Genomic DNA, 16,546 nt, shown 5'->3' with positions numbered 1-16,546 from the left:
AGACTGTCACTCCTTTAAATCTTCCAAATGTGGCATCAGCCATGAAGTGGAAATGTCGAAGAAAATGGGTTAGTGCTGAATCTTATCCCCAATATGCAATATCAAGAGACAAAAAAATATGGATAAATTTGAATTGTTCACAACTTTATCCACAGCTTGTTGATAATATATAGAACAAACAAATCTATTCACATTCAAAAGTAATACCATCATAGCAAATGCCCCCTTATTTTTCAATGAGCGGCGCCATTTTATCCACAAATTCAAGCACTTGTGTATAATTTTTAAGAACAACACTACATATTGTTGATAATTTGTTTACCGTTCGACAGTTTCCGTCATGACTTCGATTTTTTTATACACAGGTTGTGCGCATGTGTGATTAGTCGACTTCATTTTTTGCACACAGGTGGATAACTGTAAAACGCTGTGGATTAAATTTTTGGATCGGTGGATTGTGGATAAGCGGATTTAAATGAGGGGAGTAAGGTTGGAGAGACAAGGTTGACTTTTTCGCACATTATGTGTTTAAATATATAAAGGTGTTTTCTGTGAGGATATGTCTTCAAATTATAATGACAATACTTGTAGATACTGTCCCTACTCAAAAGAGCGGCTTAGTCCGTTTCTGCTAATATGACAGTAATTAAGTTCCTGTAAGGGAGGTGCAATACATGAGACCGACGTTCAAACCGAATGTGAGCAAACGCAAGAAGGTGCATGGTTTCCGCAAAAGAATGAGCACGAAAAACGGCCGCAAAGTGCTGGCAGCCCGCCGCTTGAAAGGCAGAAAAGTTTTGAGTGCGTAAGTTAGGCCACTTAAGGACCACTGCGGTGGTCCTTTTTTAAATATAAGGGGGCTGGACAGGTGGATCATCTGATTCGCTTCCTTATATAGCCTGAGAAACGGATATCGCCCTTTATAATGGAGGAGGTTCCGTTTTTCACGAGTGCATGAATATTTGTTAAGCTCTGCAGAGGATGTTGGCTATACTTTGCGGGGCTTTTTAATGTATGCGGATGTAAATGAAGGATTAAGCCATATGTCCGGACTTAACCGTTTATGGCGGCAGCCGGATGACTATACTAATTAGAAGAAAAATTCCGGAGCTCATCGTGTCCGGTCTTTGAATAGGAGATTCCCGTGCACAAAAGATTACGATTACGAAACCGTGCCGACTTCAGTCGCGTATATCGCCATGGGAAGTCATTTGCGAATCATCAATTTGTAGTGTATTGGTTCAGCAGAAAAGAGGTGGAGCGGTTCCGGTTGGGTGTGTCGGTTAGCAAAAAGGTCGGAAACGCCGTCGTCCGTAACCGGATGAGACGACTGGTGAAGGAAATTATCCGCCATCATGAACCGGAAATTGCCGGCGGGCTGGACATGGTCTTCATCGTTCGTAAAGGAGCACTTTCCATGGATTACGCCGAGCTGGAGAAAAGTGCGCTTCATGTGCTGCGCAAAGCCAAGCTGCTCAAGGCTTCACGCAAGTAATGGCGGCTTAAGCGGCTTGTTTATTTGTATTCATAATTATGGTATGATTTACGGTGCAATGGAATGTTTATGAGAGGGGTTTTGAAGTGTCTCTATTGAAGACTAGACGAGGAAAACAATTTCTTCTCCTCGGCCTAATGGTACTGATGATTGCTGTTCTGTCAGGGTGCGCTCCATCATCAGCGGTTACGCACACTACGGAGGATTTGAAGAACGGAAGCTTTTGGCAAAGTAATGTCGTTTATTATTTCGCCATAGCGCTCGATACTTTCGCAAAATGGTTTGATGGACAGTATGGACTAGCCGTACTTGTAATGGTTTTGATCGTCCGCACGTTAATTTTGCCGCTTACCATGAAGCAGGTAAGGAGCTCGCGCGCGATGCAGGCCATTCAACCGGAACTCCAAAAGATCCAGAAAAAATATAAAGATCAGCCTGAAAAAGTACAGCAAGAAACGATGCGCCTGTTCCAGGAGAATAAGGTGAATCCGATTTCCGGCTGTCTGCCGCTGATTGTGCAAATGCCGATTTTTATCGCTCTATACAACTCGATCTATTACAACCCTGCTCTGCGGGAGCATTCGTTCTTGTGGCTCCAGCTCGGCAAACCCGATCATCTGTTCATCCTGCCGTTGCTGGCTGCCGCTACTACATTCCTGCAGACCAGAATGATGACCAAGATGAATCCTGTTCAACAGCAGGGCCCTATGCAGTTCATGATGATGGTATATCCGGTTCTGATTTTCATCATGTCCTACAATTTCCCTTCAGCACTTCCACTGTACTGGTTCTACAGTAACCTTTACACCATTATTCAGAACTACTTCTTATACCGCAACAACGATAAGACCAAATTGGCTGTTGCAGGTGCCGGCAGCAGCAGTGAAGTTAACCTTGTGAAGAGCAAGAATCCTGCTTCCGCTACGAAAAGCAAAGGATCGAAGGGGGCCAAAAAGTCAAAATGAGCAAAATCGTCGCAACAGGGAAAACCATTGAAGAAGCTGTAGAACGGGGACTTAACCAGCTTGGAGTTCAAAAGGACCGGGTCACGGTCAACGTACTTGAACAGCCGTCAAGAGGATTCCTTGGATTGATCGGTGCGAAGGATGCCAAGGTTGAATTAACCTTAATTGCCGAGGCCGCACCGGCATCAGCGGCGAGTGCTCCGTCAATGCCTCAGCAGTCATCTAGAGAGAGCAAACAGGAGGCTGTCGGCGGCGTACCACGCCAAGATTCCGGACAACCGGTGGAGGAAGCATACCAAGAAGCCGTTCATTTCATCGTGGATGTCGCCAAGAGTATGGGGCTTGAGGTAGAAGTGGAAATCGTTCATACAAAGGAATCGACCATTCTGCAAATTTCCGGTCCGGATCTGGGGCTGCTGATCGGCAGAAGAGGACAAACTCTCGATGCTTTGCAGTATTTGGCTAATATTGTGGCCAACCGTTATTCTGATAGTTTCATCCGGCTGGTGCTGGATGCGGAGAATTTCCGTGAACGCCGCAAAAAGACATTGGAAGAACTGGCTGACCGGCTTGCGGGACGGGTAGTTCGAACCCGTAAAGAGGTCGTGCTGGAGCCGATGTCACCGCAGGAACGGAAGATTATACATGCCAGGCTGCAGGATCACCGGCAGGTCAACACCCTTAGTAAGGGTGAAGAACCGAATCGCCGTGTCGTTATAACATTGAAGTAGAGACTAATATTGCCGCAATGACTCCTTGACCAATGTAAGGGGTCATTGCTTTTTTTAAAATAGAAGAAAGTATAGATTATATCGAGGTGAATAACAGCATGCTTAGTGACACCATCGCTGCCGTATCGACGGCATTAGGCGAAGGGGGAATTGCGATCATCCGGGTGAGCGGCCCACAGGCCATCTCCCAGGTCGCACCCTTATTCCGCAGCCGGGTTCCGCTGACCGAAGCGGAATCACATACCGTTCATTACGGCCATATTATAAGTCCGGCTGACGGAGAACGAATGGAAGAAGTGCTGGTAACTGTGATGAAGGGACCGCGTTCTTTTACAACAGAGGATGTAGTGGAGATCAGTGCCCATGGCGGGGTGATTTCGGTCAGAAGAGTGATGGATCTGCTGTTGCAGCAGGATATCCGATTGGCTGAGCCGGGTGAATTCACCAAGCGTGCTTTTTTGGGCGGACGAATTGATCTTTCCCAGGCAGAAGCGGTGATTGATTTGATCCGTTCCAAGTCGGACCGGGCTTTTTCCGTTGCGCTGAAGCAGGTTAGCGGTTCTTTGTCCCAGCGTATCCACTCCCTGCGCCATACCCTTATCGAGACGCTGGCGCATATTGAAGTGAATATTGATTATCCCGAACATGATGTGGAATCCTTAACCGCCGAGTTTATCAAAGACAAGAGCAGTGAAGTAATGGACGGCATTAATAAGCTGCTCAAGACTGCTAATGAAGGTAAAATTTTGCGCGAAGGCATTACGACAGCTATTGTGGGCCGTCCCAATGTCGGTAAATCATCCCTGCTGAACGCACTGGCCCGCGATAACAAAGCGATTGTAACGGATATTCCAGGAACAACGCGTGATGTTATAGAGGAATTTGTAACGATTAATAATATACCGTTGAAGCTGCTGGATACAGCAGGTATTCGTGAAACCATGGATGTGGTGGAAAAAATCGGGGTAGAGCGTTCCAAAGCAGCTTTTAGTGATGCTGACCTGATTCTGCTGGTGCTGAATGCAAATGAAGAGCTGCATGAAGATGAGCTGGAACTTATGGAACAAATCCACGGTAGACAAGCCTTGGTCATCATGAATAAAATGGACTTACCAGCACGCCTGGATAAAGCCAAGCTGCACGAATATTTTAGCGAGGCCAGCATTGTCCCAATGTCGGTACTGGAAGAGGAAGGCCTGGATAAACTGGAAGAAGCTATTTCGGAGCTCTTTTTTGGCGGCAAGCTGGAATCGGGCGATTTGACCTATGTAAGTAATGTACGCCATATCGCACTGCTCAAAAAAGCGCATAGGTCGCTTCAGGATGCGTACGAGGCTGCGGAGATGCATATTCCAATTGATATGATCCAGATCGATGTAAGGTTGGCTTGGGAGCAGCTTGGAGAAATTATCGGGGATACTGCTGCTGATTCTCTGCTGGATCAAATTTTCTCGCAATTCTGTTTAGGCAAATAACATGCTTCTTGCGAATGATTCATTACTGAGTTATTGCAGATCATGTTCATCATATTACTGCGATTGAAACGCAGCCTTTGGGGAGGAACAAGACATGAGTTATGAAGGAGGCAGCTATGACGTTGTTGTCATAGGCGCCGGACATGCCGGTTGCGAGGCTGCTCTGGCGGCTGCACGCATGGGCTGCAATACGTTGATGATTACGATAAACCTGGATATGGTGGCGTTCATGCCCTGCAATCCGTCCATTGGCGGACCAGCCAAGGGCCATGTAGTGCGCGAAATTGATGCCCTCGGCGGCGAAATGGGCCGCAACATTGATAAGACATACATTCAATTGCGTATGCTTAATACAGGTAAAGGACCCGCAGTCCATGCCTTGCGCGCGCAAGCGGATAAATTCCTGTATCAGCATGCGATGAAGGAAACGATGGAGAAAACCCCTAACCTAACGTTGCGCCAGGGCATGGTGGAGGAGCTTATCGTTGAAGACGGCCGCTGTGTGGGTGTAATTACGAAGACAGGTACGGCGTACCGCAGCAAGACGGTTATTCTGACGACTGGAACTTATTTGCGGGGCAAAGTGATAATGGGTGAGCTGACATATGAGAGCGGGCCGAATAATCAGCAGCCTTCAGTACGGTTGTCCGAAAATTTGCGTGAGCTTGGTTTTGATCTGGTGCGCTTTAAGACGGGGACACCGCCACGTGTGCATAAGGATACGATTGATTTTTCCAAAACGGAAATTCAGCCGGGTGACGACAAACCCAAGTTCTTCTCATTTGAAACGAAGTCGTCGCAGAATGAGCAGCTTCCTTGCTGGCTCACCTATACCTCTGAAGTGACTCATCAGATCATTAATGACAATCTTCACCGGGCGCCGATGTTTACTGGAATTATTGAAGGAACAGGACCCCGTTATTGCCCTTCTATAGAAGATAAAGTTGTCCGTTTCAGCGATAAATCCAAACACCAGATATTCCTTGAACCGGAAGGGAAAAACACATCGGAATACTATGTACAAGGACTTTCCACCAGTCTTCCTGAAGATGTTCAGCTGGCGGTTCTCCGTTCGATTCCAGGGATGGAAAAGGTCGAAATGATGCGTAATGGTTATGCGATTGAATATGATGCCATGGTTCCTACACAGTTATGGCCTTCACTGGAAACCAAACGTTTGCCTGGGCTGTTCACTGCCGGTCAAATCAATGGAACCTCCGGCTATGAAGAGGCAGCAGGGCAGGGGGTTATGGCAGGTATTAATGCAGCGCGGAAAGTTCAGGATAAAGAACCGGTTGTACTTGATCGGTCACAAGGTTATATTGGCGTACTGATTGATGATCTGGTGACCAAAGGAACTAATGAACCATATCGTCTGCTTACCTCGCGTGCGGAATACCGTCTGCTGCTTCGCCATGATAATGCTGACCTGCGTCTGACGCCTATCGGACATGATATTGGTCTGATCCCAGAGCAGCGGTATGCGGCTTTTCTGGATAAAAAAGAGCGTGTTGAACGTGAAATCGTCCGGCTCCAGGAAACTAAGGTGAAACCAGTGGAGGTCAATGATGCGCTTGCGGGTTATGAGTCTGCCCCAATCGTAGATGGAAGCAACATGCTTACCCTGATGCGCCGCCCTGAGCTTACGTATAGTTTCGTGGACCAGGTTTCTCCTTCTCCTGAAGCACTGGACGAAGAGATGAAGGAGCAGGTTGAAATACAGATTAAATATGCCGGATATATCGAGAAACAGCTGCAGCATGTGGAAAAACTGCAAAAGATGGAGAAGAAGAAGATTCCTGAGAGTATCAACTATAATGAAATTCATGGATTGGCAATGGAAGCGCGGCAGAAGCTGACTAAGATTGCTCCAATCTCAATCGGGCAGGCTTCGCGGATAGCTGGGGTAACACCAGCAGATATTTCGATTCTTCTTGTACATTTGGAGCATTTCAATCGTGTGACGGCAGCGAAAGGATAATCTATGGATAATACTGTAGCACAGTTTACGGCTCTACTTCAGGAACAGGGAATCAAGCTGAACCCGGAGCAGCTTAAGCAATTTGAGCTTTATTATCAGGAACTGGTTTCCTGGAATGAAAAAATGAATCTCACCGGAATTACTGAACGGGATCAAGTATATACCAAACACTTTTATGATTCCCTTTCACTTGCTTTCTATTTAAAGATGGATGATGCGAAAAGCTTGGCTGATATCGGATCAGGAGCCGGCTTCCCAGGGATTCCGCTTAAGATTTGTTTCCCGCATTTGAAGCTGACAATTGTTGATTCACTAAGCAAACGAATTTCCTTTCTCCAACATGTATGCGATACACTGGAATTACAAAATGTTCAATTGATTCATGGCCGGGCAGAGGATGTCTCCCGACAATTTGTTCATCGCGATGCCTATGATATAGTTACGGCCCGGGCGGTTGCCCGTTTATCCCTGTTGAATGAATTCTGTCTTCCTTTTACGAAAAAAGAGGGTGTGTTTGCAGCAATGAAGGGCAGTGATCCTGCTGAGGAACTAAAGGAGGCGAAGTTTAGTTTCAAGGAGCTTCGCGCTGAATTGCAAAAGGTTGAATCCTTCAGTTTACCCGTAGAGGAATCTGCCAGACATATCGTTATTATTCGCAAGACAGGAGCCACACCAGCAAAATATCCGCGTAAAGCGGGAATACCGGCCAAGTCTCCTTTGATCTGATTGTTTCACGTGAAACATCGTGTAAGAGAATAAATGTTGTAAAGATCAAGTCCTTATTCCTTAGGGCTTGATCTTTTTTTATGTTTCTTCATAGCTTTATTCGTGGCATACATTGCAGGAAAAATAGGTCCATATGGAGAATAGGATTATGAGCGAAAAAGTGATAGAATAATATAGTAAGACTTTTAGGAAGGGTTGCACTCCCGATTTTGCAGAATTTTCATCTGGAAAGAGATTTTTGCGCCGGGAACCGCCACCGAAAGAACTGCAATATCTTTTGGAATGAAATCAATAGAAGCTTTCTTTTTGCTGTACGATACGATAAGCTTTTCGCTAGGCAGGGTCAAGGCGATCGTACTATAACGAAATTAGGTGGTAATGAACGGAATGAAAGAACAATTCACCAAGCTTTTTGGATTTACCGAGCGGAGCAGCGGAGAAGAGATCAAACAAATCCCGGTTCATGAGGTCATCAGCAGTCCTTATCAGCCACGGACTATTTTTGATGACGACAAGATAGACGAGCTCTGTCAGACTATCAAAACTCACGGTGTGATCCAGCCTATTGTCGTGCGGATGCGCGATTCCCAGTATGAGATTATCGCAGGTGAACGTCGCTGGCGGGCTGTGAAGAAGCTTGGTCTGGAGACAATTCCGGCTATTGTTCGTGAGTTCAATGACTCACAGGCAGCATCTATTGCCTTGATCGAGAATTTGCAGCGTGAAGGTTTGACCTCAATTGAAGAAGCTGTCGCTTATCAGAAATTGATTGATCTTCACCAATTGACTCAAGAAAGCTTGGCCCAGCGTCTCGGTAAAAGCCAGTCAACAATCGCGAATAAAATCCGCTTGCTGCAATTACCTGAACAGGTTAAAACTGCACTTATGGAGCGCCAAATTACAGAACGGCATGCCCGTTCCTTATTATCTCTAGACAGTGTGGAAATGCAGTTGAAGGTGCTTGCGGAGATTATTTCTAAGGGCTTAAATGTTAAGCAGACAGAGGCAAGGATCGCATTTTATAAAGCTGTGAATCAAACCAAAAAATCCAAACGGGTTTCCTATACAAAGGATGTCCGGCTCGCTCTAAATACAATTCGTCAATCCATAGATATGGTATCAGGTTCTGGAATGGAGATTAAAACCTCGGAAAATGACCGCGGTGACCATTACGAGATCGTGATTCAAATCCCAAAAAGATAATTCGTTTTAAAAGCTGAAGGCGGCCCTGAGGTGATTGGCCGCCTTTTCTGTGACTTGGACCGGAGTATATCACATAAGACAGAAATGAAATGATATTTGTCTATTTGTCTATATTTCTCGCAAAAAGTGATGCCGTATTCAATTTACGATTACGCCGTAAAACAACTCACGACCTACAAGATGATTCTTCCTAACAATTCGAGGTGAAATAAGTGTCCAAGATTATTGCCATAGCAAATCAAAAAGGTGGAGTCGGTAAAACGACAACCTCTGTGAACCTTGGTGCCGGTATGGCTACTTTAGGGAAAAGAGTGCTTCTTGTCGATATTGATCCGCAAGGCAACACTACAAGCGGCGTTGGCGTCAACAAAGCGGATGTAGCAAATTGCATTTATGATATCCTTATTAATGAAGTGAATCCTCAGGAAACGATATTGGAAACACAAATTGAGGGGCTTCATATTATCCCGGCAACGATTCAATTGGCGGGTGCGGAGATTGAATTGGTATCTACAATTTCCAGAGAACTGAAGCTGAAGAAGGCGCTTAATGCAGTGAAGAGCAATTATGATTATATTATCATTGATTGTCCTCCATCATTGGGCATCCTTACCATTAATTCGCTGACGGCTGCGGATTCAGTGATTATTCCTATCCAGTGTGAATATTATGCCCTTGAAGGATTAAGCCAGCTGCTTAACACTGTACGGCTCGTGCAAAAGAACCTCAACCCGCATTTAAAGATTGAAGGGGTATTGTTAACCATGCTTGATGCCCGGACTAATCTGGGGATCCAAGTCATTGAAGAAGTGAAAAAGTACTTCCAGGAAAAGGTTTACAAAACGATCATTCCACGTAATGTACGATTGAGTGAAGCGCCTTCCCATGGGCAATCCATTATTACTTATGATACCCGTTCCAAAGGAGCGGAAGTGTACTTAGAGTTGGCAAAGGAAGTGATCTCTTATGAGTAAGCGTTTAGGGAAAGGTCTCGATGCGTTAATTCCATCCTTGTCTATTAATGAAGACGATAAGGTTGTGGAGATACCTTTAGGGCAATTGCGCGCTAACCCTTATCAGCCCCGTAAGGACTTTAATGAGGAAGCCATACAGGAGTTGGCTGAATCCATAAGACAACATGGTGTAATCCAACCGATTATTGTTCGCGCTGTGCTAAAAGGTTATGAAATCATCGCTGGTGAACGCAGATTTCGAGCTTCACAATATTGTGGAAAAGCAACCATTCCTGCTGTTGTGCGAAGTCTTAGCGATCAGCAAGTTATGGAAATTGCCCTGATTGAAAATCTGCAGCGGGAAAATTTAAATGCGATGGAAATCGCAGTTGCTTATCAAGGGCTAATGGATCAATTTTCGCTTACCCAAGAGGAGCTTTCACTGAAGGTAGGTAAATCAAGATCGCATATCGCTAATTTTTTACGGCTGCTGACTTTACCGGAAGAAGTGAAGGAATATGTTTCACGTGGAACAATTTCCATGGGACATGCTCGGGCAATCGTCGCCTTGAAAGATCCGGAGACGGTGAAACAGTTAGCGGATCAATGTGTGGAACAGCAGTGGAATGTCAGACAGTTAGAAGAGGTCGTAAAGAACCTGGACCGTAAACCTGCCAATGGCATAAAAGCGAAAGTTGTTAAACGTGATCCATACATTGATAATGTTGAGGAAGGGTTGCGCGAGCGATTCAAAACAACAGTGAAGATTAAACAAGGTAAAGAAAAAGGGAAAATTGAAATCAATTATTACAGTGCCCAAGACCTGGAAAGATTACTGGAACTATTGGGAAACTGATTTGGATATCTGTGCCCGAAAACATATCCTGAGATATCCTTTAGCGGATATGGAGGGGTGTGTTTTTTAAATGAGAAAAAGTGAGGGTGGAGAGATGGGAGAATTGGTTTATTTAGATCATGCGGCAACTTCATGGCCTAAGCCCCCTGAGGTGGCTGCCGCGATGCTGGATGCCCTGCAACACTCCGGCGCGAATGCCGGCCGTGGTAATCACTCGCTGGCTATTGGGACAGGCAGGGTACTGGTGAGAGCGCGAAGCATGCTTGCTGAACTTTTTTCTATCTCCAACGCACAGGATATTGCCTTTACCCACAATACAACAATGGGGCTAAATATGGCCATTAAGGGTACACTGCAACGGGGGGATCATGTCATCTCAACGATGACGGAACATAATTCCGTTCGTAGGCCGCTGGAATATTTACGCCGGACTTTAGAAGTGGAAGTAGATTATTTGCGCGTCGATTCTAAAGGCCAGGTCGATTTGCTGGAACTTCAAAAATCATTAAGACGCAATACTAAAATGGTGATCTGCAATCATAGTTCCAATCTGCTGGGCAGTATTCTACCGATCGGAGAAATTGGCGACATCGCAAAGTCTCACGGGGCGGTATTCCTGGTGGATGCTGCGCAAAGTGCCGGGACGGTGGAAATAGATGTAGCCCAAATGAATATTGATTTGCTTGCATTTCCTGGTCATAAAGGGCTGCTTGGACCGCAGGGGACAGGAGGACTATATATTGCTCCAAACCTTGATTTAGAGCCATTGATGCATGGAGGGACAGGTAGTCAGTCTGAAATCAGTGAGCAGCCTACTGTTCGGCCTGACCGGTATGAAGCGGGGACACAAAACGCGGTGGGGATAGCCGGGCTGCTTGCAGGGTTGAAAAAGATTAAGTCTTTAGGCCCGGCGAATATTCACCGGCAGGAATGGTTGCTGACACAGAAACTAATGGAAGGCTTGTCCGGCATTCCTGGTATGAGGTTGCTTGGGCCTGAAATCGGTGTTTCGCGCAGCGGAATTGTTTCGTTTACAATAGAAGGGCAGGAGTCGGCAGAGATTGCACATCGGCTGGACCGGGAGTATAACATTGCTGTGCGTGCCGGTATGCACTGTACTCCGTTGGCCCATAAAGCAGCGGAGACACTGGAGAGCGGTGCTGTACGGGCAAGTGTAGGAGTCAGCTCCACAGAACATGATATAAACAGAATGCTGGTCGCCATGGAGGAACTATATGGCATTGGCCGCAGCAGATAAATACGAAGGATGGTCCATATATGTCAGAATTGAATCAGTTAATAAATGAGCAATTATCCGGGTTTGTTATTGCGTTCACCGTTGTGGTTATAATAATGGCTATAGTGTTGATTCTTCAGGGCAGCAAGCTTGGAAAGATGCGGCGCAGATATGAAACGATGATGAGCGGTAGTGGTGTGGAAGATTTGGAAAGCTTGTTGATTGATCTTAAGAATCAAGGCGATATGCTGGAAGAGGAGCAGAAGGAGCACAAGGCTTTGATTGAAGCTGCTCAGGCTAAAATGCGCGGCATGAAGTCAATTATGGCCATGAAGCGATATAATGCCTTCGGTGAACGCGGGAATGACCTGAGCTTTTCGCTGGCAATAGTGGATGACAATCGCAGTGGAATTGTGCTCACCAGTCTTCATAATCGTGAAAACTCCTATATCTATTCCAAACCGCTTGAAGCGGGAGAATCCCAATATCCTTTGTCTCCGGAAGAGAAGGAAGTTATTGCTCTCGCGTTGCAGCAGATTTAGCATGAAGATTCCACTGTTTCAAGGCAGAGTAGAGGCTGACAGCAATAATATCAGATAACCGCATTACAAGGCTCAATCTTGTGTTTTGTAATACGAAGTACTCCATAAAGCCGCCTACATTAACGATGCCAGTCAGATGGATATCGCCGACAGGGGGGAGTTGCTTGTTAACGCCGGCTCCGGGTTTTAAAGGTCCATCCACGACCTGAATACAGCCGACACTCGTAGAATGGCCTAGGCAGGCATCTATACCAATAATAAAAGGGTTATTATACTTCTCTCGGATGAGGGTAAGTGTTTCTTCCAGATTAACGGCATGCACAGGCTCGTCCAGTGTTCCATACAGGTGGAACAGAGGGCTGTGGAACCGCGCCAGTGCTGTTCCGACCAGCGGTCCAAGTGAATCTCCGGTTGAACGGTCCGTGCCTATACAGACGATTACAATCGGTGTATCGGGACGGGTGCTGGAAAAGTGAAAAAGCAGACGGTGAGTAATGGCAGAATAGATATTGGGATCGGCATGTGATATTTTTAAACAGGATGGTTCTTGCAGTGGTGCAGCTTTAGAAGAAGAATTCATATAATCTTCCTTTCTGAGGGGACTCTACGAAAATATCAGCAGCTTTGTCTTTCAGTTGAAAGGTTGCTGATGATCCTAGTATATGGATGAAAGAGATTTTTTATACTACAGGGGAAAGAGATAGGACGTTTAACCCAGAGGGAGGCGTGGAGATGGAGGAAGAGCTGCTGATTGCTTTTGATTCTACGCAGCAGGCGCTGCGCGCCGAAATGCTGCTGGAATATGCGGAAATCGAAATTGATATCTTCCCGACTCCCAAAGAAATTACAGCAGGCTGTGCAATGTCTATTCAGTTCTTTCGGGGAGCAATCGGGGAAGTCCGGAAGATTATAGCGGAGCAGGACGTTGAAATCCGCGGGATCTATGGCAAGGACAATAAAGGAATAGGTTATACACTTATCACCGAAGGGGAGGGAGTAGATGAATAAGTGGATGTTGAATGCAGAGAAACCTACAGATCCATTGAAAGCTGCATATACTCTTAGTGATAAGGTGTGGGAGTTTTTCACCAACACGGAAATGTGGGCCAATGTACTGTTTTCTGGCTTGCGGATTCTTATCATCTTCATTCTGACCCGGGTCATTATAAAAGTGGTATCCAAGATCATTGACCGTTCAATGGAACGGGAAACCCGTGGCAGAATACTGGTGAACAGCCGCCGGTTCTCAACCGTTGGGGGACTGCTGAAGAATGTGGTTACGTTTATCTGTAATTTTGTAATGATCATGATAATTCTCGCTGAATTTAATTTTAATTTGGGCCCGCTGCTGGCAGGAGCCGGGGTAGTGGGGCTTGCTGTTGGTTTTGGAGCCCAGAGTTTGGTCAAAGATGTAATTACCGGATTCTTCATCATTTTTGAGGATCAGTTCGCGGTAGGTGATGTAATCCAGACCGGTACTTATAAAGGGACTGTAGAGATGATCGGTCTCAGAACGACAAGACTGCTGAGCACTACCGGTGAGGTTCATATCATCCCGAATGGTACCATTATCAATGTGACCAACTATTCCCTTGCCAACGCTTTAGCGGTGGTGGATGTTCCGGTGAAAATAGAGCGGGGGCTTGAAGGCACTCTTTCATTGATTGGTGAAGCGCTTGTGGGAATCGAGGAACGTAATTCAAATGTACTCGCGTACCCGAATATACTGGGGATTCAGTCCATGAGCACTTCAGAATATGTGATTCGTGTAGCGGCGAACTGTCTCCCTAACGCCAGAGAATCGGCAGAACGGCAGATCCAGAGCGATATCAAACAGGCGCTGGAGAAGCAGACTAGTCTGGAGGCGGCTAAGGCCGAGCAGGAAGCGCGTGAACTGGCGGAGCGCGAGGCTCGGGCAGCGGAAGCCGAGGCGCTTGAAACGGCACGCAGAGGCCGGGAAACCGAGGGGAATAACCCGAGAAGGCAAGTCGCTGCGGCTCAGGAAAGAGAAGGCGAAGAGGGGGAAGAGTGATGGAACGTAAGGTTTTCCAGTTGGGTGATGTTGTGCAGATGAAGAAGCCGCATCCTTGCGGCACTAATGAAATGGAGATTATCCGCATGGGTATGGACATCCGCATTAAGTGCATCGGCTGCCAGCATAGTGTCCTGATTCCCCGTGCAAAGTTCGAGAAGAACATGAAAAAGGTTCTGCGTGCAGCGGAAAGCGGACTTGAATAATTAAGCTTGCAAAGCAAGCTGCATCATGATACAATAAATCTTGCTGCGGAGAGGTACCCAAGAGGCCCAAGGGGGCTGACTCGAAATCAGTTAGGCGTGTCACAGCGTGCGTGGGTTCGAATCCCACCCTCTCCGTTTTCCCAAAAACACGCTAGTATCAATGGTTTCAGTACGATATGTGTGCGGAAACTACACGATAACGACGCTAGATGATTCCGAGATACCTTACTGATTACACGATGCTCTCTACGTTAATATGACGTAGGGGGCTTTTTTGTATGGATAAACGCTCGGGCAAGCCGACATTAACGGAGCGGACGCCGATTGCAGACGTAGCATTGCCGGGTTACTCAATGGAAGACGCGATTGATTTCGTAGTGAAGGTTAAGCGCGCTAAAAATCTAAAGGATAAAACCATCGACGGGTACATTCAGAACATGCGCTACTTTACGGAATGGCTAACGGAGAATGTCGGAGATATCGCGGTAGACGAGGTTACGACGGACCACCTGCGCAATTACATACTGTGGTGTTCGGATGAGAAGAAATATTACGGAGGCCATCCGTTTAAATCGGAGTTTGATCGAGATCGGCGCGGCATATCTCCGGCCTCTGTAAACGTCCGTATTCGCGTTCTAAGAACGTTCTTCAATACGCTATACGAAGAGGAGGCCATTAGCGTTAATCCCGCTAAAAAGGTCTCTCTATTGCGCCAGGACGAAGATACGGTAATGCCGCTGACTGACGACGAGCTTAAACGGTTTATGAGAGCGCCGGATCAGCGTCAGTGGGCGCAATGGAGGGATTACGTTATCATGACGTTAATCTTAGACGCCGGCTGCCGCCTGAATGAGATATGCGCGTTGGAGAAGGCGGAGGTTAGTTTCGTTAAGAAGCATATCGCGCTGCCGGCTTCGAAAAACAAGAACCGCAAATCGAGAATAATGCCTCTGTCTACGGAAACGCTGCGGCTGCTTAAGCAATTGATAGCGGAGTCCGAGCAGCACTTTAATACGTCTCACGTGTTTACAACAAATTATGGTGAACAACTCAGCGAGAAGACGATACAGAAGGCGTTCGATAAGTACGCGGAGAAGGCGAAGCTCGGCCGGTCTGTTTCCCCGCATGTGCTGCGTCATAATTTCGCAACTATGGCGGCTGAGAACGGTATGTCGATATTCCACCTGCAGAAGATCATGGGACACGCGGACATAGCTACAACGCGGAAATACGTGCAGATCAGCGAGAGCAGTATAGCGGAGGAACACCGGAAACACTCGCCATTATCGCGCCTAATGAATCGTAAGGGTGGCGCGAATTAATGACGACAGAACAGCGTAAGTCTGGCATTGTCCGCGTATCTAAGCGCGATAGCTCCTACACGATACTCGATCCGTATTTCTTATCGGACGAGCGCTTAACGTGGAAATCGAAGGGGTTACTCGGTTATCTATTATCGAAGCCGTCAAACTGGCGCGTCTATATCTCCGATCTCGTTAAGCGGTCAAAAGACGGCAAAGACGCGGTCTATTCGGCATTGCGTGAATTAGAGGCTGCCGGGTATATCGACCGTAAGCAGACGCGGGAGAACGGCCGCATTACCGGTTATGAAACGATCGTATACGAACGACCTATCGTAGAGTATAACGAACCACTTACGGAAAATCCCGATGTGGAACCGAACGCGACTTTTCCACTTACGGAAAATCCGGATATGGGCGAATCGGATGCGGAAGAACCTACCCAAGTTATTAATGATTTAAATAATAATGACTTAAAGAGAAAGATAAATAAGAGCGCGCATATACCCGATGAAGACGAAGCGGTTCTCCACGCATTGACCGCCGCGCTGACTAAACTACCGCTCAACGATACCGCCAGCCTCTACGATCACTACTTCGAGGATATTTACGCTATGCTGACGCGGAGGTTTGGCGACCGCCTAGAGCCGGAGGTCATTGCGTTAGCTGCCGATCGGTATTTCGATAAAGCGGTCGATTTACGGACAGGACTGCCGAGGGACAGCGTATACTCACCGGTCGGTCTATTTCACGATGTTTATACGGAGGCGCTGGCGGAGTGGAAGGCGCTGCGGTACAAGCGGAGTATTGCGGGTGGTTGAGCTATCCACAATGGCGGTTGTG

18 protein-coding genes and 1 tRNA gene are annotated in these 16,546 nt (G+C 46.7%); 18 read left to right on the top strand and 1 reads right to left on the bottom strand.

The window, feature by feature from the left end:
• The first annotated feature begins 674 nt into the window (after positions 1 to 674).
• The 12 genes from rpmH to NSS79_RS34210 all read left to right on the top strand — a co-directional run bounded on the left by rpmH (position 675) and on the right by NSS79_RS34210 (position 12,164).
• A complete protein-coding gene (gene rpmH, locus NSS79_RS34265) occupies positions 675 to 809 on the top strand; it encodes a 50S ribosomal protein L34 (RefSeq protein WP_019914530.1) in 135 nt (44 codons plus the stop codon).
• 335 nt (positions 810 to 1,144) lie between these two features.
• Positions 1,145 to 1,495: a ribonuclease P protein component gene (gene rnpA, locus NSS79_RS34260; RefSeq protein WP_038598273.1), complete on the top strand. Its 351-nt coding sequence runs from the start codon at positions 1,145 to 1,147 to the stop codon at positions 1,493 to 1,495.
• Positions 1,496 to 1,581: 86 nt separating this feature from the next.
• Positions 1,582 to 2,460, top strand: coding sequence for a YidC/Oxa1 family membrane protein insertase (locus NSS79_RS34255; protein ID WP_342437839.1), 879 nt, complete (start codon positions 1,582 to 1,584; stop codon positions 2,458 to 2,460).
• Positions 2,457 to 3,191 carry an RNA-binding cell elongation regulator Jag/EloR gene (gene jag / locus NSS79_RS34250; RefSeq protein WP_038598268.1) on the top strand — a complete coding sequence of 245 codons (735 nt, stop codon included), beginning with the start codon at positions 2,457 to 2,459 and terminating at the stop codon, positions 3,189 to 3,191. The genes NSS79_RS34255 and jag overlap by 4 nt, the downstream gene beginning before the upstream one ends.
• A 98-nt stretch (positions 3,192 to 3,289) precedes the next feature.
• Positions 3,290 to 4,666, top strand: coding sequence for a tRNA uridine-5-carboxymethylaminomethyl(34) synthesis GTPase MnmE (mnmE, locus tag NSS79_RS34245; RefSeq protein ID WP_076114396.1), 1,377 nt, complete (start codon positions 3,290 to 3,292; stop codon positions 4,664 to 4,666).
• A gap of 94 nt (positions 4,667 to 4,760) precedes the next feature.
• Positions 4,761 to 6,647, top strand: coding sequence for a tRNA uridine-5-carboxymethylaminomethyl(34) synthesis enzyme MnmG (gene mnmG / locus NSS79_RS34240; RefSeq protein WP_340895745.1), 1,887 nt, complete (start codon positions 4,761 to 4,763; stop codon positions 6,645 to 6,647).
• A 3-nt stretch (positions 6,648 to 6,650) separates the two neighbouring features.
• Positions 6,651 to 7,373, top strand: coding sequence for a 16S rRNA (guanine(527)-N(7))-methyltransferase RsmG (gene rsmG, locus NSS79_RS34235; protein WP_340895747.1), 723 nt, complete (start codon positions 6,651 to 6,653; stop codon positions 7,371 to 7,373).
• Between the two features lie 387 nt (positions 7,374 to 7,760).
• On the top strand, positions 7,761 to 8,576 hold the full coding sequence (noc, locus tag NSS79_RS34230; RefSeq protein ID WP_340899678.1) for a nucleoid occlusion protein: 816 nt from the start codon (positions 7,761 to 7,763) through the stop codon (positions 8,574 to 8,576).
• Between the two features lie 212 nt (positions 8,577 to 8,788).
• The gene (locus NSS79_RS34225) at positions 8,789 to 9,550 is read left to right on the top strand and encodes an AAA family ATPase (protein ID WP_038598260.1); all 762 of its coding nucleotides are present in this window, start codon (positions 8,789 to 8,791) and stop codon (positions 9,548 to 9,550) included.
• A complete protein-coding gene (locus NSS79_RS34220; protein WP_340895750.1) occupies positions 9,543 to 10,385 on the top strand; it encodes a ParB/RepB/Spo0J family partition protein in 843 nt (280 codons plus the stop codon). Before NSS79_RS34225 ends, NSS79_RS34220 begins: the two co-directional genes overlap by 8 nt.
• A gap of 94 nt (positions 10,386 to 10,479) precedes the next feature.
• Complete coding sequence (locus NSS79_RS34215; protein WP_342440496.1) at positions 10,480 to 11,643, top strand: aminotransferase class V-fold PLP-dependent enzyme; 1,164 nt, start codon at positions 10,480 to 10,482, stop codon at positions 11,641 to 11,643.
• Between the two features lie 20 nt (positions 11,644 to 11,663).
• Positions 11,664 to 12,164: a DUF4446 family protein gene (locus NSS79_RS34210; RefSeq protein ID WP_342437838.1), complete on the top strand. Its 501-nt coding sequence runs from the start codon at positions 11,664 to 11,666 to the stop codon at positions 12,162 to 12,164.
• Here the strand turns inward: NSS79_RS34210 and yyaC are convergent.
• Positions 12,136 to 12,744: a spore protease YyaC gene (yyaC, locus tag NSS79_RS34205; RefSeq protein ID WP_342437837.1), complete on the bottom strand. Its 609-nt coding sequence runs from the start codon at positions 12,742 to 12,744 to the stop codon at positions 12,136 to 12,138. The genes NSS79_RS34210 and yyaC overlap by 29 nt on opposite strands.
• A gap of 152 nt (positions 12,745 to 12,896) precedes the next feature.
• Between yyaC and NSS79_RS34200 the strand changes: the two genes are divergently transcribed.
• From NSS79_RS34200 to NSS79_RS34175, 6 genes are all read left to right on the top strand, one after another.
• On the top strand, positions 12,897 to 13,172 hold the full coding sequence (locus NSS79_RS34200; RefSeq protein WP_342437836.1) for a DUF3343 domain-containing protein: 276 nt from the start codon (positions 12,897 to 12,899) through the stop codon (positions 13,170 to 13,172).
• 4 nt (positions 13,173 to 13,176) lie between these two features.
• Complete coding sequence (locus NSS79_RS34195; RefSeq protein WP_342440495.1) at positions 13,177 to 14,196, top strand: mechanosensitive ion channel family protein; 1,020 nt, start codon at positions 13,177 to 13,179, stop codon at positions 14,194 to 14,196.
• A complete protein-coding gene (locus NSS79_RS34190) occupies positions 14,196 to 14,402 on the top strand; it encodes a DUF951 domain-containing protein (protein ID WP_038598254.1) in 207 nt (68 codons plus the stop codon). Before NSS79_RS34195 ends, NSS79_RS34190 begins: the two co-directional genes overlap by 1 nt.
• A 47-nt stretch (positions 14,403 to 14,449) precedes the next feature.
• Positions 14,450 to 14,537: transfer RNA gene (locus NSS79_RS34185), tRNA-Ser, on the top strand.
• A gap of 143 nt (positions 14,538 to 14,680) precedes the next feature.
• On the top strand, positions 14,681 to 15,724 hold the full coding sequence (locus tag NSS79_RS34180; protein WP_342437835.1) for a tyrosine-type recombinase/integrase: 1,044 nt from the start codon (positions 14,681 to 14,683) through the stop codon (positions 15,722 to 15,724).
• Positions 15,724 to 16,524 carry a helix-turn-helix domain-containing protein gene (locus NSS79_RS34175; RefSeq protein ID WP_342437834.1) on the top strand — a complete coding sequence of 267 codons (801 nt, stop codon included), beginning with the start codon at positions 15,724 to 15,726 and terminating at the stop codon, positions 16,522 to 16,524. The genes NSS79_RS34180 and NSS79_RS34175 overlap by 1 nt, the downstream gene beginning before the upstream one ends.
• Positions 16,525 to 16,546 lie beyond the last annotated feature (22 nt).

The sequence above is a fragment of the Paenibacillus sp. FSL L8-0436 genome (genome assembly GCF_038593025.1).
GTDB lineage: Bacteria > Bacillota > Bacilli > Paenibacillales > Paenibacillaceae > Paenibacillus_AQ.
This window is presented reverse-complemented; position numbering and strand designations above follow the sequence as displayed.